Origin of the sequence: Bartonella sp. CL71SXKL, from assembly GCF_042194935.1 — a bacterium.
Lineage (GTDB): Bacteria > Pseudomonadota > Alphaproteobacteria > Rhizobiales > Rhizobiaceae > Bartonella.
Window position 1 is genome coordinate 177,670 of sequence record NZ_JBHINI010000001.1, and the last position, 16,970, is coordinate 194,639.

At 35.6% G+C, this 16,970-nt stretch carries 17 protein-coding genes; 8 read left to right on the forward strand and 9 right to left on the reverse strand.

The window, feature by feature from the left end; all coding sequences use genetic code 11:
• Positions 1-120 precede the first annotated feature (120 nt).
• The 3 genes from lptB to lptC form a co-directional block, all read right to left on the reverse strand.
• Positions 121-915, reverse strand: coding sequence for an LPS export ABC transporter ATP-binding protein (gene lptB / locus ACFILA_RS00630; protein WP_273790190.1), 795 nt, complete (start codon positions 913-915; stop codon positions 121-123).
• 6 nt (positions 916-921) lie between these two features.
• Positions 922-1,521 carry an LptA/OstA family protein gene (locus ACFILA_RS00635; RefSeq protein ID WP_375643020.1) on the reverse strand — a complete coding sequence of 200 codons (600 nt, stop codon included), beginning with the start codon at positions 1,519-1,521 and terminating at the stop codon, positions 922-924.
• 76 nt (positions 1,522-1,597) lie between these two features.
• A complete protein-coding gene (gene lptC, locus ACFILA_RS00640) occupies positions 1,598-2,242 on the reverse strand; it encodes an LPS export ABC transporter periplasmic protein LptC (protein WP_375660478.1) in 645 nt (214 codons plus the stop codon).
• Positions 2,243-2,425: 183 nt separating this feature from the next.
• Here lptC and ihfB point away from each other — a divergent pair, with 183 nt between their 5' ends.
• The 7 genes from ihfB (at position 2,426) to ACFILA_RS00675 (ending at position 8,338) form a co-directional block, all read left to right on the forward strand.
• The gene (gene ihfB, locus ACFILA_RS00645; protein WP_273790186.1) at positions 2,426-2,704 is read left to right on the forward strand and encodes an integration host factor subunit beta; all 279 of its coding nucleotides are present in this window, start codon (positions 2,426-2,428) and stop codon (positions 2,702-2,704) included.
• A gap of 7 nt (positions 2,705-2,711) precedes the next feature.
• Complete coding sequence (locus ACFILA_RS00650) at positions 2,712-3,008, forward strand: lipopolysaccharide assembly protein LapA domain-containing protein (protein ID WP_273790185.1); 297 nt, start codon at positions 2,712-2,714, stop codon at positions 3,006-3,008.
• 173 nt (positions 3,009-3,181) lie between these two features.
• A complete protein-coding gene (locus ACFILA_RS00655; RefSeq protein WP_375637260.1) occupies positions 3,182-4,114 on the forward strand; it encodes a class I SAM-dependent methyltransferase in 933 nt (310 codons plus the stop codon).
• Between the two features lie 2 nt (positions 4,115-4,116).
• The gene (locus ACFILA_RS00660; protein ID WP_375630618.1) at positions 4,117-4,971 is read left to right on the forward strand and encodes a TrmH family RNA methyltransferase; all 855 of its coding nucleotides are present in this window, start codon (positions 4,117-4,119) and stop codon (positions 4,969-4,971) included.
• Positions 4,961-5,464, forward strand: coding sequence for a signal peptidase II (gene lspA / locus ACFILA_RS00665; RefSeq protein WP_375630620.1), 504 nt, complete (start codon positions 4,961-4,963; stop codon positions 5,462-5,464). Before ACFILA_RS00660 ends, lspA begins: the two co-directional genes overlap by 11 nt.
• Positions 5,465-6,588: 1,124 nt before the next feature.
• Entirely contained in the window at positions 6,589-7,362 is a 774-nt protein-coding gene (locus ACFILA_RS00670) for a Bax inhibitor-1/YccA family protein (protein ID WP_273790181.1), read from the forward strand.
• Positions 7,363-7,474: 112 nt separating this feature from the next.
• Entirely contained in the window at positions 7,475-8,338 is an 864-nt protein-coding gene (locus ACFILA_RS00675; protein WP_273790180.1) for an endonuclease/exonuclease/phosphatase family protein, read from the forward strand.
• 5 nt (positions 8,339-8,343) lie between these two features.
• Here ACFILA_RS00675 and polA read toward each other — a convergent pair whose 3' ends face one another.
• The 6 genes from polA to ACFILA_RS00705 form a co-directional block, all read right to left on the reverse strand.
• Positions 8,344-11,253 carry a DNA polymerase I gene (gene polA / locus ACFILA_RS00680; protein ID WP_375660479.1) on the reverse strand — a complete coding sequence of 970 codons (2,910 nt, stop codon included), beginning with the start codon at positions 11,251-11,253 and terminating at the stop codon, positions 8,344-8,346.
• Positions 11,254-11,552: 299 nt separating this feature from the next.
• Positions 11,553-12,260 carry a DNA polymerase III subunit epsilon gene (dnaQ, locus tag ACFILA_RS00685; RefSeq protein ID WP_273790178.1) on the reverse strand — a complete coding sequence of 236 codons (708 nt, stop codon included), beginning with the start codon at positions 12,258-12,260 and terminating at the stop codon, positions 11,553-11,555.
• A gap of 4 nt (positions 12,261-12,264) precedes the next feature.
• Positions 12,265-12,849, reverse strand: coding sequence for a dephospho-CoA kinase (coaE, locus tag ACFILA_RS00690; RefSeq protein WP_273790177.1), 585 nt, complete (start codon positions 12,847-12,849; stop codon positions 12,265-12,267).
• On the reverse strand, positions 12,846-13,718 hold the full coding sequence (locus ACFILA_RS00695) for a shikimate dehydrogenase (protein ID WP_375660480.1): 873 nt from the start codon (positions 13,716-13,718) through the stop codon (positions 12,846-12,848). Before ACFILA_RS00695 ends, coaE begins: the two co-directional genes overlap by 4 nt.
• Positions 13,711-14,307 carry a Maf family nucleotide pyrophosphatase gene (locus tag ACFILA_RS00700; RefSeq protein WP_375611343.1) on the reverse strand — a complete coding sequence of 199 codons (597 nt, stop codon included), beginning with the start codon at positions 14,305-14,307 and terminating at the stop codon, positions 13,711-13,713. The genes ACFILA_RS00695 and ACFILA_RS00700 overlap by 8 nt, the downstream gene beginning before the upstream one ends.
• Positions 14,304-15,143 carry a pyruvate, water dikinase regulatory protein gene (locus ACFILA_RS00705; RefSeq protein ID WP_273790174.1) on the reverse strand — a complete coding sequence of 280 codons (840 nt, stop codon included), beginning with the start codon at positions 15,141-15,143 and terminating at the stop codon, positions 14,304-14,306. The genes ACFILA_RS00700 and ACFILA_RS00705 overlap by 4 nt, the downstream gene beginning before the upstream one ends.
• A 549-nt stretch (positions 15,144-15,692) precedes the next feature.
• Here ACFILA_RS00705 and rho point away from each other — a divergent pair.
• Entirely contained in the window at positions 15,693-16,958 is a 1,266-nt protein-coding gene (gene rho, locus ACFILA_RS00710) for a transcription termination factor Rho (protein WP_015857121.1), read from the forward strand.
• Positions 16,959-16,970 lie beyond the last annotated feature (12 nt).

Below are 16,970 nucleotides of genomic sequence, written 5' to 3' on the forward strand. Positions count from 1 at the left end.
TCACCACTCAATAAAAACATTCTAAGGTTATAGTCATAAAAGAAGTTTTGGCATAAATAAGGAGATTTTCAGTAATAATGTTTGGTTAAACTTAAATGGAAACTCGTGAAAGCTGTAAAATCAAAGAGAAAACTGATTTCCTAAATAAATTCTGCGTACATCAACGTTGTTGATAATATCGTTAGGACAACCGTGAACTAACACCCGCCCTGTATGAATAATATAAGCGCGATCGACAAGCCCTAATGTCTCACGCACATTATGATCCGTTATTAAAACACCAATGCCACGCTTCGTTAAATGACGAATAAGTTGTTGAATATCGAAAATAGCGATAGGATCAATTCCTGCAAATGGTTCATCAAGTAACATAAAATGGGGACGAGAAGCTAAAGCGCGCGCAATTTCAAGTCGCCGACGTTCACCTCCAGATAACGAAAGTGCAGACATTTTACGTAAATGATCAATTTTAAATTCATGTAAAAGGCTATCTAACTCTTCACGCTGTTTAAGGCGATCTTTTTCAACGACCTCTAAAACAGCTTTAATGTTATTTTCTACTGAAAGACCACGAAAAATAGACGCTTCCTGTGGAAGATATCCAATACCTAAACGCGCACGTCGATACATCGGAAGATGCGTAATATCAAATCCATCAATTTTAATGGATCCTCCATCAGATTTTATAAGCCCCGTAACCATATAAAAACAAGTTGTTTTACCTGCCCCATTGGGTCCTAAAATGCCAACGGCTTCTCCCGTACGAATGCCAAAAGAAACACCATTAACAGTTCGTCTTCCTCGATAAACTTTAATCAAATTACTGGCAATCAAGGTCCCTTTTAAGGGGTTTTTTGAAGCTTCACTTTCAAGATTATACCTATCGGTCTGTTTTTTTATTTTGATTCCAAACATGAAATCTTAATGACCATTCTTTTGATTTTGTTTTAAAATAATAGAAACACGACCTTTTTTCTTAGGTGTCTCACAACCTTCTAAAAAAGCCTTTCCGCTTTCCATATTTGCCGTTAGTTTGCACCCCGTTGCCACATTGTCACCATCAGTTAACACAACATGATTCCCTGTCAAACTCATCATTTTTGACTTTCCATCAAAAACGCCTTTATCACCCGTAGCAACTTGCGTAGCAATTTTTATATAAACTTTTCCTAAAGCTTCCATTTTTTGTATACTCGACGAACCAAATAAAGAAACAGATGATGCCTTTGTATTTTCCTGATTTTTATCAATTTCTTTATATGCTTTATCGTAGTAAACAACTAATTCTGCCGTTCTTAAAAGACGTTCACCTTGCACCACTGAAACATCACCCTTAAAAAGTGCTATCCCTTCTTTATCACGTATTTCTAAAGAATCTGCATGAAGTTCTACCGGTTCTTTATCGCTTGATAGACTTATTCCAAAATGGGCCACTTCAGCATATCCTAAAACTGCTCCTCCTCCTAACATTCCCATGCTAAAAGCCAACATCACACCTATCCATCTTTTGTACGATTTCATTATTTCAATTCTTTTGTTTGTATATACACATACTTCTCTTTATAAATATCCTTTAAAGATTTGTATTGATATTGCGTTATTGCTTTTGAAGCACTAAATGCACTCCACCATGGAAATACATGTTTTTTCCTTTTTCTCGAATTTGTAAGGCGTTTGCGGCAAGATGAAAACCGGCTTGCTGAATATTAACACGTTGATCTGTTTTTAACTGTCCCTCGGATAAGTTAATACTAGCTGACATAAATTGTACCATCATCCCATCATTCGTCGTAACGGTGAATGGCTTGTCCAACTGTAAAAAACCATTAATGTTATCGTAAACCCCCCCTTGTGCTGCGAGAAAAATCTGTCTTTGTTGGCCCATAAATGCTCTAGCTGTAATGTTTTGCAACCCAATCATTCCAGCGTGTGTATGGTCTTGAAATGCCTTTTCTGCTTTAAGCCAATAAGGTTCATGAGCACGCGTATACCCTTCTAATTTTGGATTGAGCATCGTCAAATTCATCACGCCACTTTCTCCATTGTTCAAAGGCATAGAATCAGAAGTAATGGGAACCAAGAAAAACGTAAACCAGCAAAAAACCAGCGCTGAAATCAACGCTAAGAGAGGTAAAAAGATTTTTAATATGCTAATGCGACGCGAATGACGGGATGCTTTTTTTAAAACATCTCCACAAGATGATTGCGTTGAAAAGGCTTCATAATGATTGTGTACGGACATACTCTCCTGATCTCTTAAATACTCCGCATTTTTAATCTGTATAACCTTTATAGAAGGTATTTTCAAATTTTGTTTCTTGCAATTTGTTTTTTCTTGATTTTATTTTGCTTTTATCCGTTTATATATTGTAATATGCATGGAGTGCACAATTACAAAATTTTTTTGTGTGAAAGTGAGGCTATAGTGGTAAAATCAGAGCTTGTGCAAATTATCGCTCGTCATAACCCGCATCTTTTTCAACGGGATGTGGAGAATATTGTAAACGCTATTTTTGAGGAAATTGCAACAGCACTTGCAAATGGCAATCGCGTTGAACTTCGTGGATTTGGAGCTTTTTCTGTAAAAAGCCGTTCAGCCCGTAATGGACGTAATCCACGAACAGGTGAAGCTGTTTCTGTTGAAGAAAAGTGGATTCCTTTTTTTAAAACTGGCAAGGATTTACGCGACCGTCTTAATCAGTGAGAAACTTATGATAATTAAACGTATTCTTCTAACAAGTATCGGTGTGATTCTCGCAGCGGTTTTGATTGTTTTTATCGTGGCTAATCGTCAAATGGTTCCGTTAACCCTTGATCCTTTTCGAGCAAATCCTGAAAGTTTTACTTATCATGCTCCCCTCTTTATATGGCTCTTTATTTTCTTTGGTTTTGGTATTTTATTAGGAAATCTGATAAGTTGGTTTTCCTATCACAAATACAAAAAAGCTCTCAAAAAAAGTAAAGCCGAGATTGAAAAATTGAAAACATCTATCACAAATCTGGTGTAATGGTATTTAAATGAAATCTTTTCTCTTTAGTATTTTATATTCAGTACAGAGTTAAAAGTGCTCTTTTTCTTTTTTTATACATGTTTTAATTGACTTTAGCTTTTTTGCACTTTTACGAAACATTTAAGAGCTTTATAATATCTTTTTATACCTCATATACCGTGATACAAAACATGCCCGCACAATACTTTCAATCCTCCCATAACAATAGATATCCGCAGGAAAAGTTGCCCCTTATTTTAGAAACGGGTATAAGCGAAAACTATGCTCTCATTGATTCTGGTCATGGACAAAAATTAGAACGTTATGGAGCTTACCGCATTATTCGACCAGAAGGTCAAGCACTATGGAAACCCGCTTTACCTCAACAACAATGGGCTGATGTTGATGCTATTTTCACAGGAAACCTTGATGAAGAAGGGGTTGGGCGTTGGCATTTTCCTAAAAAGCCACTTGATGAAACATGGGCTCTTGCTTGGAATGGATTGTCTTTTCTAGGCCGTTTTACTTCCTTTCGTCATGTGGGGGTTTTTCCTGAACAAGATGCCCATTGGCGCTCTATGGAAGAACAAATTGTTCAAGCCAAACGCCCTATAAAATTGTTGAATCTTTTTGGCTATACAGGTATTGCCTCTTTGATTGGAGCACGAGCGGGTGCGAATGTTACCCATGTTGATGCTTCTAAAAAAGCCATTGCGTGGGCAAAAGCTAATCAAGAAAGAGCAGGATTACCAGATCATTCTATTCGCTGGATTTGCGATGATGCTATGAAATTTGTCGAGCGTGAACTGCGTCGTAAAAAAAGCTATGATATGATTCTTCTTGATCCCCCTGCTTATGGGCGTGGACCCCATGGTGAAATTTGGCAACTGTTTGATCATTTACCCGCCATGATCACAAATTGTCGTAAACTTCTCTCTGATAAACCGCTCTCTGTTGTCCTTACAGCTTATTCTATTCGTGCTTCCTTCTTTGCACTTCATGCTTTAATGCGTGATGCATTTGTAAATCTTGGTGGTACAGTCGAATCAGGAGAACTCATTTTGCGTGAAGAAGTTGCAGGACGTGCTCTTTCTACTTCTCTTTTTAGCCGTTGGATTGCTTGAATATGTGTAGACCCAAAACTGGTAGAGTGAAAGAAATTACCTCTCTTAGCAACCCCATCATAAAAGATCTTAAAGCACTTAGCCAAAAGAAAAACCGTAATAGAGAAGGTCTTTTCATGGCAGAAGGATTGAAATTGGTCATTGATGCTCTCAATCTTGGCTGGACAATACAGACGCTTATTTTTTCTAAAAGTAAAATCGGTAATGCTACTATCGAAAATACTGCCGCACGTGCTGTAGCCAACGGTGGTTTTGTTATTAAAGCCTCACAAAAAGTTATGGAATCACTTACCCGACGCGATAACCCACAAACAGTTATTGGTATTTTCAAGCAAAAATGGCACTCTTTTGAAATGATAAAAGGACAGATTAAAGATGTTTACATCGCGCTTGATCGTGTGCGTGATCCTGGAAACCTTGGTACCATTATTCGAACCGCTGATGCTGTAGGTGCTAAAGGTGTTATTTTAATTGGTGAAACAACAGACCCTTTCTCGCCTGAAACGGTCCGTGCAACCATGGGATCTATTTTTTCTGTACCACTTTATCGTTTTGATGAAAGCGCCTTTTTAAACTGGTCTTCTCACTTTAAAGGTATGATCGTTGGAACACACCTCAAAGGATCTCTGGATTATCGCACACTTGACTTCAAAAATGGCCCTATTATCCTTTTAATGGGGAATGAAAAACAGGGATTATCAGATCTTCTTACGAATCGGTGTGATAAACTTACGCGCATTCCACAAAGCGGACGAGCAGACTCGCTTAATCTAGCTGTAGCAACAGCTGTTATGCTTTATGAAATCCGTCGCCCCTATTTAATACTGGAACCATGTGAGGAAAAACATGATTCGTAAATCACTCCCTTTTCTTCTCTTGGGCTTGGCTTTTACAGTAGTACTTGATCAAGCTGTCAAATACTGGGTTATGCACAATATGCCTTTAGGAACAGAAATTTCGCTTATTCCTTTTCTTTCCCTTTATCATGTGCGCAATTCTGGCATCGCATTTTCGTTTTTTTCTTCCTTTTCTCAGTGGGGAATCATCGCCATCACGATCATTGTGATTATCTTCCTTCTATGGTTATGGAAAAATACTGAATATAATAAGTATTTAATGCGCTTTGGCCTTATTTTTATTATTGGAGGAGCCATCGGCAATCTCATTGATCGTATTCGCTTTCATCATGTCACTGATTATATACTTTTTCATATTGATGATATTTTTTATTTTGCTATTTTCAACCTTGCAGATAGTTTTATCACTCTCGGTGTTATTGCCATCCTTATTGAAGAATTGCGTACTTGGATGAAAGGAAGGCGTCATTCCAATAGTACATCTCCTCATTGATATGTTCATTGCCTTAGAAAACAGAGAGCTTTGATCATCACAAGTCTGATTACGCATTGATTTCTCTTAATCAATTCTTGTTGCTCGTCATTTCACGTGTTTCTCTTCATGGGACGATAAGATCTTACTTTCTTTTCAACTTCACATTTCTACACTTAGTTAGTGCAAAAGAAATGAACTCAAATAGAAATCAATATTTTTTATCCATGTGTCCTACATCATAATTTTTGAGGAGATATTTCACAGCATTTAAAGTTCCATTTATTTAATTAGAACAATTGCTTTTCGTATGTTTTTTAGTTTTTACAGATATCGCTTTTACAGAGCTTTTCTTAAGTGCTTCGTTTAAAAACTCTCCTTTTTTATTTTATATATTGTTTAATAAAAAACATTTTTTCAACTATTTTCAATGGTACCTTGTTAAAGCAACATATTGATTATAAATATAAATTACCTTTTTTCATATTGAATAAAAGCCCTTAATAGCCTAAATCTCTTTTATTTGGAATCTGTTCATGTTGAATCCATAAAAACCCTGTCTCTTGCAAGACACAAGCAAGTTAATAATCTTGATTGATTTGATATGAACAGATTTGAAACCAGAGAAGCTTGTGATATTCAGAGTATCATTTAGCATTCAAAAAGACAATTTATCATTACATATCAATATATTATATAAAAATCCAATTCAATAGCTCTTATAACCGTGCAAAACAGATGCAATATTGGAGGTTGAAAATAGTGTGATGATACTTGCCGCTCTTCTCATAAACGCAAAAATAGTGAATATTTTATAAGGGATTGTATTACATAGTTTCTGTGAAAATAGAAAAGTTTTTAAGTATAGTCTTTTTATCTTGCAAAAATATGGCAAAAAATGGAAATATTTTTTATTAAAATGAACTATTTCCTTACCAATTTGTAAGGTTCCTTCTTCATATAAATCTCTTGTAATTTTTAAATAAATCTCCATAATAAGAGCATATATGCTGGAATTCTGTCAGTGATTCTTAAGGGTTTTTGTATTTGCCCAATTAAGGCTTATACCAAGCTTATCTGTGTAATGACAGAGACACTTTTAAAGCCCTATACCTGACAGAACATATGCTAAAGGATTTTATATTATGGCTAATTTTAAAGATTTACGTTCGGCACCTGCTTCTCATGCCGATGCATCAATTGATCAGGGATTACGCGACTATATGTTGGGTGTCTACAATGCAATGGCCATTGGTTTGCTTATTACAGCTGCTGCCGCTTATGCAATTGTATCATTAGCAACGACAACAGATATGAGCCAAGCAGCAGCTCAAATCAATAGCAGTGTTTATCTAACACCACTTGGAGTAACATTTTATACATCACCATTCTCTTATATTGTTATGTTTGCACCACTCATAGCAGTCTTATTCCTCAGTTTTAAAATTAATACATTGAGCACAAATGCTGCTCGTAGTCTCTTTTTTGGTTATGCTGCTCTGGTTGGTCTTTCACTGTCTTCAATCGTTTTGCGCTATACGACAGAAAGTGTTGTGCAAACCTTTGTCATTTCCGCCGCAACTTTTGGAGCTCTTTCACTTTATGGATACACAACAAAGCGTGATCTCACAGCAATCGGTTCCTTCTTATTCATCGGATTGATCGGCTTGTTTCTTTCCATGATTGTGAACATTTTTCTTGGATCAAGCGCTTTGCAGTTTGCTATCTCTGTGATTGGTGTTTTTATCTTTGCTGGTTTAACAGCCTACGATACCCAGAGCATTAAGTTGATGTATTATGAAGGAGATGAAAGCGATACCAGAGGACGTAAAGTTATTATGGGCGCGTTGAATCTTTATCTTGATTTCATCAATATGTTTGTCTTCTTGCTACAGTTTCTTGGCTCAAACCGTGATTGATTGCAAAAATCATAACTTAATTAAAGAACCTTGTTTCTAAAAGAGACAAGGTTCTTTTGTTTTTAGTGTAAGTCTTTACCCTTGGCCTCTTAGGGACTATTCTTTTCGTAAAATGACAAAAATACCTTATAAGCAAAAATTCCCTTGGTTTACCGGTTTTATCCAACAAAAACTCCACAGCTCCCTTTTTAATGCAATTCACAGCCGCTCTCATCATCAATCAAACATCATCAATCAAAATAGTAATTATGATCTGACCGTTGCTTCCTATAATGTGCATAAATGTGTAGGTGTTGATAAAATTTTTAATCCTACAAGAATTGTCCGTGTTATTACTGAATTACAAGTTGATATTCTTGCTCTTCAAGAAGCAGATAAACGTTTTGGGGAACGCATTGGTTTGATTAATCTTCAGCTATTAAAAGCTGAAACCGGTTTGATTCCTGTACCTCTTAATACTATGTCACCTCATGGCCATGGTTGGCATGGGAATGCTCTTTTTTTGCGAAAGGGATATGTACGTGATACTTTACAAGTCACTCTTCCTAGTATTGAACCACGTGGGGCTGTAGTTGTAGAGTTGGAAATGGAAGCAGGCCCTATTCGTATTATTGCGGCTCATTTTGGCTTATTACGTTACTCTCGTAAACAACAAACAAAAATGCTCCTTGAAATTTTCCAAAAACGCCCCCTTATGCCTACACTCCTTATAGGAGATTTTAATGAATGGCGGATGGGAAAAGGCTCATCTTTAAATCATTTTTCTCCCTATTTTGATAGCACTTTTGAAGTTGTACCAAGCTTTCCCTCTCGCTTTCCTTTTTTAGCCCTTGATAGAGTTTTTTCTTTCCCCCACCAATTGGTAACAAGTATTGAAAATCATCTTTCACCGCTTGCACGCATTGCTTCAGATCATTTGCCTATCAAAGCCTATCTTAATCTTTCTAACGCAATCAACATTCTTAAAAATAAATAAAAAAATTAATGTGCCTCATCCCAATTTTGAGCCGTCATGACTTTTACTTCAAGCGGTACAGATAAAGATAGAACCGGTATTGTAGCATTTTCCATAACATTTTTAACAACAGTCATGGTTTTTTTACTTTCTTCTTCTGGTACTTCAAAAATCAGTTCATCATGCACTTGCAGCAACATTTTTGCTGATAGTTTTTCTTCTTTTAAAGCATCTTCCATATGTATCATAGCGCGGCGAATGATATCGGCCGCAGAACCTTGAATTGGAGCATTGATAGCTGCTCGCTCATTAAGAGAACGAATTTTTACATTCTTTGCTTTTATTTCTGGATAATGGATACGACGTCCAAAGATTGTTTCTACATAACCATTTTCACGTGCAAAGATTTTAGTTTTCTCCATATAATCTTTAATTCCTGGAAATCTTTCAAAATACAGTTGAATATAACGACCCGCTTCTTGGCGTGAAATTCCCAATTGATTGGCTAATCCAAAAGCTGAAATACCATAAATAATACCAAAATTAATCGCTTTTGCACGCCGTCGTATATCTGAATGCATTCCCTCTATCGCAACACCAAACATTTGTGATGCCGTTATAGCGTGAATATCATGCCCTTTAGCAAAAGCTTCTTTTAATGCTTTTATATCCGCAATATGTGCAAGAATGCGCAACTCAATCTGACTATAATCAGCAGAAAGTAACACACGTCCTTTGGGAGCAATAAAAGCTGTTCGGATTTTACGCCCTTCAGCAGTTCGCACTGGAATATTTTGTAAATTTGGCTCTGATGATGATAACCGACCTGTTGATGTTATTGCCAAAGAATAATTCGTGTGAACTCGCCCTGTTTTTGAAAAAATATAAGAAGGCAAGGCATCTGTATAGGTAGATTTTAGCTTTGCAAGTTGACGCCACTCAATAATTTTACGCGGTAAAATATGACCTTCAGCAGCCAACTCTTCTAAAGTCTGTGCAGAAGTTGACCATTGTCCACCCTTAGTTTTGGCGCCTCCAGGCAATCCCATTTTGCCAAAAAGGATATCCCCTAATTGCTTTGGCGAAGCAATATTAAACTTTTCATCAGCTTGTTTATAAATTTCCTCTTCTAGAATCAAAGCAGCTTGTGCCAACTCTCCAGAAAGACGCAATAAAATCTGCCTATCAATAAGAATCCCCCGTTCTTCCATTCTTGCAAGAACTTTTACAAGGGGTCGATCAAGACGCTCATAAATTTTTGTCATCCCACGAGCAACAAGTTGCGGTTTCAATACTTGCCAAAGGCGCAGCTTTATATCAGCATCTTCCGCCGCATAAAGGGTTGCTTGTTTTAAATCTACTTGTGCAAAAGAAGTAATTTTTTTTCCGTTATGCGTTAAATCTTTATAGGCAATTGGTTTATGCTCAAGCCAACGTTCAGACAAATCATCCATATTATGGGTTAAAGTTCCAGCATCAAAAGCATATGATAAAAGCATGGTGTCGTCAAAAGAGCTTATCATAATGTCGTATTGCTTCATCACCAACCAATCATATTTTATATTATGACCAATTTTTAACACCGCTGAATCTTCTAATATCGGTTTTAAAAGTGCTAAAGCTTTTCGGGCCTCAATCTGTGAGGCAATGCGCCCGCCCCTCAAAAGGTCCTCTTCTCCTTCATCAAAATGTTCAAGAGGTATATAAGCTGCTTTTTCCGGCTGTAATGCAAGTGAAAAACCAACAAGCTTTGCTTGCATCGGATCAAGAGATGTTGTTTTAGTATCAAAAGCGAAAAAACCCTGCTCTTGTGCTTGTGATAACCACTCTTTTAAAATTTTCTCATCAAGAATTGTTGTATAAGCAGCTCTTGTAATTTTTTGAGTCAGCGCTTGATCTTTACGTTTTTGTGCAAAAACTTGTGGAGAATTTTCAGAAAAACTATGAAGAGATGCGTGCTCAGTATTCTTGATCTCAGAATCATGCCTGGGACTTAGTTTTTCCCATTCAACATCTATATCAAGTGCGTCAATAACAGCTGCATCGCATGACGTTGCCTCTGCCACGCGACGCGTTAATGTTGAAAACTCCATCGCTTTCAAAAAAGCAATTAAACGTGGACCATCTTGTGGCTCCAAAACAAAATCATCTAAATCATTATCTATAGGAACATCTGTTTTAAGCCTGACAAGTTCACGAGACATTTTAACTTGTTCTCTATAAGCTTGAATGTTTTCACGCCGTTTTGTTTGTTTAATTTCTGTTACGCGTTGCAATAAAAGATCAAGAGAACCAAATTCATTTAACAACTGAGCTGCAGTTTTTGGACCAATGCCTGGAATACCCGGTACATTATCTGTTGAATCTCCAATTAATGCTTGTAAATCAATCATTTTTTCAGGCGCAACACCCCATTTTTCTATAACTTCTGAGATACCTATATGCTTATCTTTCATTCCATCATACAAAGATACATGCGTATTTACGAGTTGCATAAGATCCTTATCAGAAGAAATAATGGTTGTTTTTGCCCCAACCTTTGTTGCAAATTTTGCATAGGTAGCAATTAAATCATCCGCTTCAAAGCCTTCCTTTTCAATACAAGGCAAATTAAAAGCCTTCGTTGCTTGGCGTATTAGCGCGAATTGAGGAATTAGATCTTCAGGAGGTTCAGCGCGATTCGCTTTATATTCAGGATAAATTTGTTTCCGAAAAGTATCAGATGAATAATCAAAAATAACAGCAAAATGTGTTGGAACAACACCCATAGCTGTATTACGAGCATCACATAGTAATTTCCATAACATATTGCAAAAACCAGCTACTGCTCCTACAGGAAGTCCATCCTTTTTACGTTTTAAAGGCGGCAAAGCATAATAAGCACGAAAAACATAGCCTGATCCGTCAACCAAAAAAAGATGATCTGTTGCTTTCATTACAATTTTTTCTCCATTTCAGCTAAAAAAACAATTTGTCCTTATATATTTTTTCACTTTGCCTCTAAAAAGCCATTTTTTCTTTTCATAAGACATGAAGTCGTTGCACTTTATATTAAGTACCTAGAGCTTTTCTTTGCTGTTACAGGATTAATAGCTTTCATTTTGCTCCTCCTATGATAGCTGAGGTACGATGTAGCGACAGGGTCGTTGTGGTGTTCCCCTCCCCACAACGACCGTTTTTTTTGACATCGATATTCTTTAATTTCAATCGTGACTTTTTTAGAGAAAAGATGATGTTATTCATGAATTTTGAAATTATTCCACAGAGCTTTTTCACCCATTTTGTAGATAAAATCAGCGTGTAACTTTTTTTCTTGCGTACTCAATCTTGAAGGTAAAGCCTGTGGGCGAATTTTAACGGCATAAGATGTATCTTTATCATTCTGGATATGTTCATCAACACCCCTTCTGTTATCAAAACCCAATACACCTTGTTTTCCACCGATAAGCTCAATATAAACATCGGCTAGAATCTCTGCATCAAGCAAAGCACCATGAAGAACACGATGGCTGTTATCAATTCCAAAACGTTTGCATAAAATATCAAGAGAATTAGGACCCATAGGAAATTTACGCCGCGCCATAGCCAGTGTATCAAGAATATTATCAACACTGATAAGCGGTTTGTTGACACGTTTTAATTCTGCATTAATAAAACCAATATCAAAACTCGCATTATGCGCAATCATTGTCGCGTCTTTGATAAATTCTAAAAACTCATCAACAATATCACTAAAACTTTTCTCGTTTTTTAGGCGTTCATTGGTTAATCCGTGAATTGCTACAACTTCATCAGGAATAATAACGCCTTCAGGGTTTAAATAAACATGAAATTGGCGCCCCGTAAGATAACGATCAACCATTTCTACACAACCAATTTCGATTATGCGATCTTTTTCTTTATCTAAACCTGTTGTTTCTGTATCAAAAATAATTTCCCGCATAACTTCAATTCTTTAGTTTTTTTATTACATCAAAAACCTGTTGACGTGTATTCTCTAAATCTTTCCCTGTATCAATAATAAAATCAGCACGTTCTCGTTTTTTTTCATCTGGCATTTGTTGAGCATTGATAAAGGCAAATTTTTTCTCATTCATACCTTGGCGAATCATGACACGTTCTTTTTGTATTTCTGGTGGAGCAGAAACAACAATAACGCTATCCACACGACTTTCACCATTTTTTTCAAACAAAAGTGGAATATCAAGAATAACGAATTTTTTCCCTTGTTCACGCGCTATATCAATAAATTCCCTTTCTTTTTCTTGCACCAAAGGATGAATTATTTTTTCTAATGTTTGTAATTTTTCTTTATCATCAATCAAAATTTCAGAAAGTTTCAAACGGTTAACTTCACCGTTTTCAACAACACCAGGAAAAATACGCTCTATGAATGACAAAGCTGGCTCACTTTTATAAAGCTGTTTTACTGCTTCATCAGCACTAAAAACAGAAATACCCGCTTGCTTGAAAAAATCAGCAACTGTTGATTTTCCCATAGCAATTGATCCCGTTAATCCTATGATCTTCATTCTCTTTTTTCACTCATATCCTCTAAAATAGCTGTCCGTAAAGCTTTTGTTACCTGTGGTCTTATTCCAAACCACTGTTCAAACCCTATAACAGCCTGATGTAGAAGCATCCCAAGCCCATCAACCGTCTTGAGATCACAAGCCTTTGCCTGTTGTAAAAAAGGAGTTATCAATGGTGTATAAATAATATCTGTTACTAACGCCGTTTTTTTTGCTTTATGAAAATCGCAAAAAAAAGAATCACTTTTTTCTTCTGGACTTTTTATACCAATAGAGGTTGTATTAACAATCAAATCAGCTTGATGAAGTATTTCATGGATTTTATGCCAATCGTAAACTTTAATGATTTTTCCAAAATGCTGAGCTAAATTATCAGCACGTTGTTTTGTACGGTTAATCAGATAAATCTGTTCAAATCCGCGTTTTTTTAAGGCATATATGATAGCGCGTGCGGCACCACCTGCTCCAAAAACAAGAGCTGTTTCCCCTCCCCAATCAGATGCAAAATCATCAAGATTAGCGCTAAAACCATAGGCATCGCTATTCGTGGCACAAAGCTTATCTCCTTCATACCAAAGTGTATTAACAGCACCAATCATTGTTGCTCTCTCATCTTTATAATCTGCTAAACGAAAAGCTTCCTGTTTATAAGGTAAAGTAACATTTCCTCCACAAAAGCCTATTTTTTGTAAAGACGCAATAAAATGACTGAATTCTTCAGATGTTACTTCTTGTGCAAGATATTCTCCTTGTAAACAATATTGTTTAAGCCAAAAATTGTGAATTTTTGGCGATTTTGAATGATGAATTGGAGAACCAACAACAAAAGCACGCGGATAATTTGTTTTTTTTATTGTTAAGTCAACCATCAATAATTCCTAAGTGGCGCAGTTTTATGAGTAGAGGCAGTAAAGGTAAACCAACAATGGTAAAAAAATCTCCTTCAATTTTTTCAAAGAGATGAATTCCTTCTCCTTCAATTTGATATACTCCCACGCTGTTTAAAACATCTTTTCCTACGCGTGCTAAATAACGTTCAATAAATTCTGATGAGAGTAAACGGACAGACATATGTGCACTAAAAGCTTCAACCCAAATTTTTTGACCATTTTTAAATAAAGCTACCGCACTATGAAGAGAATGGGTTTTTCCTGATAATTCACATAAACGTTGATGTGCTTCTTTAATATTTGTTGCTTTGTGAAAAACTTGACCTTCAAAATCAAGAACTTGATCACAACCAATAACGAAAGCATCAGGAAAACGATCTGAAACATTTTTTGCTTTTGCGCTCGCAAGAAAACAGCTGAGTTCTTTAGGTGTTTTTTCTTTTGCTTTTTTTTCTACTTCTCTTTCATCAAAAGAAGCTCCTTCAATGGAAAAATTTAAGCCTGCTTTTTTTAATAATTTTGCACGATAAAAACTAAGAGATGCTAATATTAACGTATCTGCGTTCATGAGAATTTTCTCTCATTTCCTTCACGAAATCGTGATAACAGTTCAAATATTGCAGCAGCAGTTTCTTCAATAGAACGTCTTGTGACATCAATAATAGGCCAACCAAAACGTTCGCAAATGCGTTTTGCATAGATTAATTCTTCAGCTATGTTGATACGATTTGTATAATTATCAAGAGCAAAACTTTCTCCCAAATCTCGATTTTGGCGGATATGTGAGATTCTTTCAGCTGAAGCAATTAAACCAATAATTAAAGAATTTTTTGCCTCTAAAAGGGATTCTGGCAAATCAATATTAGGAATAAGAGGAATATTAGCCGTTTTTATTCCGCGATTTGCTAAATAGATACTTGTTGGCGTTTTAGAGGTTCTTGAAATTCCCACAAGAATCACATCTGCTTCGGATAAGCTACTGGAAGACTGTCCATCATCATGCTCTATTGTAAAATCCAGTGCCTCAATACGGCGAAAATAATCCGCATTAAGATCATGTTGTGCGCTCGCACGTAAATGTGTTGGCATTCCAAGGTAAGACTGAAAAGCATTTAAAACAGGATGTAATATATCAATACAGGGAACTTTTATTTTTTTACACATTTTTTGAAGGAGAAGTTTAAATTCTTCATCAATCATTGTGTAAAGAACAATACCTGGTTCTTGTTGTATTTCATCAAGAGCTTTTTGTAACTGTATTCTATTACGAATCATAGGATAGATATGCTCTGTTGCCTGACTCATTGCATATTGCGATGCTACAGCTCTTCCAACAGAGATTAATGTTTCTCCCGTTGCATCAGAAAGCATGTGTAAATGAAAGAATTTTTTTTCTTTTGTCACAAAAATTTTAACTCCTTGTTAAGACATGTGTATATATCTTCACCGTTTTTTATAAAACTAAAATTTAGGAAAAATTCTCCTTTTTTATGCACAAATTAAATGCTTGTGATAATTTAATCCCTCTTATAAAAAAAGAGGGGATAATATCTTTAAGATAGTGTTATTTTTATTCTTTTTTAACTTCCTTTTGTGGATAAAATTGAGGATAAATAATAATCCACACTAAACACAGTTATAAATAAGAATAATCCTTTCTTTAATATAAATTTATTAATATAAATTTCTGTAAAAATACTTTTGAATAGCATTTCATTAATGCTATAAATTTAACTTACATTTTTGTTATTAAAATAATTAAATACTATTTGGATTTTATATTTTTTCAAGTTTTTCATATAATTACTTAATATTACAGGAATAAATTTCATATAAATGGTACTTGCAGATTAAAAAAATTGAGTGTAGAATATTTTTTTCTTAATAATATTTCACTCATAAATTTCCATAAATTATTTAGAACAATCTTCTCCATTACAAAGAGCATATTTCATGCAAAAAATGAAACTACAAGAACTTAAAAGCAAAAATCCCGTTGAGCTTGTTTCTTTTGCTGAAACATTAGAAGTTGAAAATGCCTCCCTTATGCGCAAACAAGAATTAATGTTTGCTATCTTGAAAAAACTTGCTCTACAAGATGTAGAAATTATAGGAGAGGGTGTTGTTGAAGTTTTACAAGACGGATTTGGATTCTTGAGATCTGCTGATGCTAATTATCTTCCTGGTCCTGATGATATTTATCTTTCACCTGCACAAATACAGTCGTTTTCTTTAAAGACAGGTGATACAATTGAGGGTCCTATACGCAGTCCAAAAGAGGGAGAACGTTATTTTGCTCTCCTTAAAATTAATACAATTAATTTTGAAAAACCTGAAAAGATTCGTTATAAAATTCACTTTGATAATCTTACTCCTCTTTATTCAAATGAACGTTTCCAAATGGAAATACAAGATCCTACAGAGAAAGATATGTCATCACGCGTGATTGATTTGATATCTCCATTGGGAAAAGGACAAAGAGGGTTAATTGTAGCTCCTCCTCGGACGGGAAAAACAGTTTTACTTCAAAATATTGCTCATTCTATTACCACTAATCATCCTGAATGTTATCTCATTGTTCTTTTAATCGATGAACGACCAGAAGAAGTTACTGATATGCAGCGTTCAGTGAAAGGAGAAGTGGTTTCTTCTACTTTTGATGAACCAGCAATACGTCACGTACAAGTGGCAGAAATGGTCATTGAAAAAGCCAAACGTCTCGTTGAATATGGGCGTGATGTTGTTATTCTTCTCGATTCTATTACACGTCTTGGGCGTGCATATAATACAGTTGTTCCTTCTTCGGGTAAAGTTTTAACAGGTGGTGTGGATGCAAATGCTCTCCAGCGTCCAAAACGTTTTTTTGGTGCAGCACGTAATATTGAAGAAGGCGGATCTTTAACCATTATTGCAACGGCTTTGATTGATACAGGAAGTCGTATGGATGAGGTTATTTTTGAAGAATTTAAAGGAACAGGTAATTCGGAAATTGTTCTTGATCGAAAAGTTGCTGATAAGCGTATTTTCCCTGCTATGGATATTTTAAAGTCAGGAACGCGTAAGGAAGAACTTCTGGTAGAACGACAAGATTTACACAAAATTTTTGTTCTTCGTCGTATTTTAGCATCTATGAATGTAACAGATGCAATTGAATTTTTGATTGATAAATTAAAGCAAACAAAAAACAATAGTGAATTTTTTGATTCAATGAATACGTAGAGTCATTAAAGT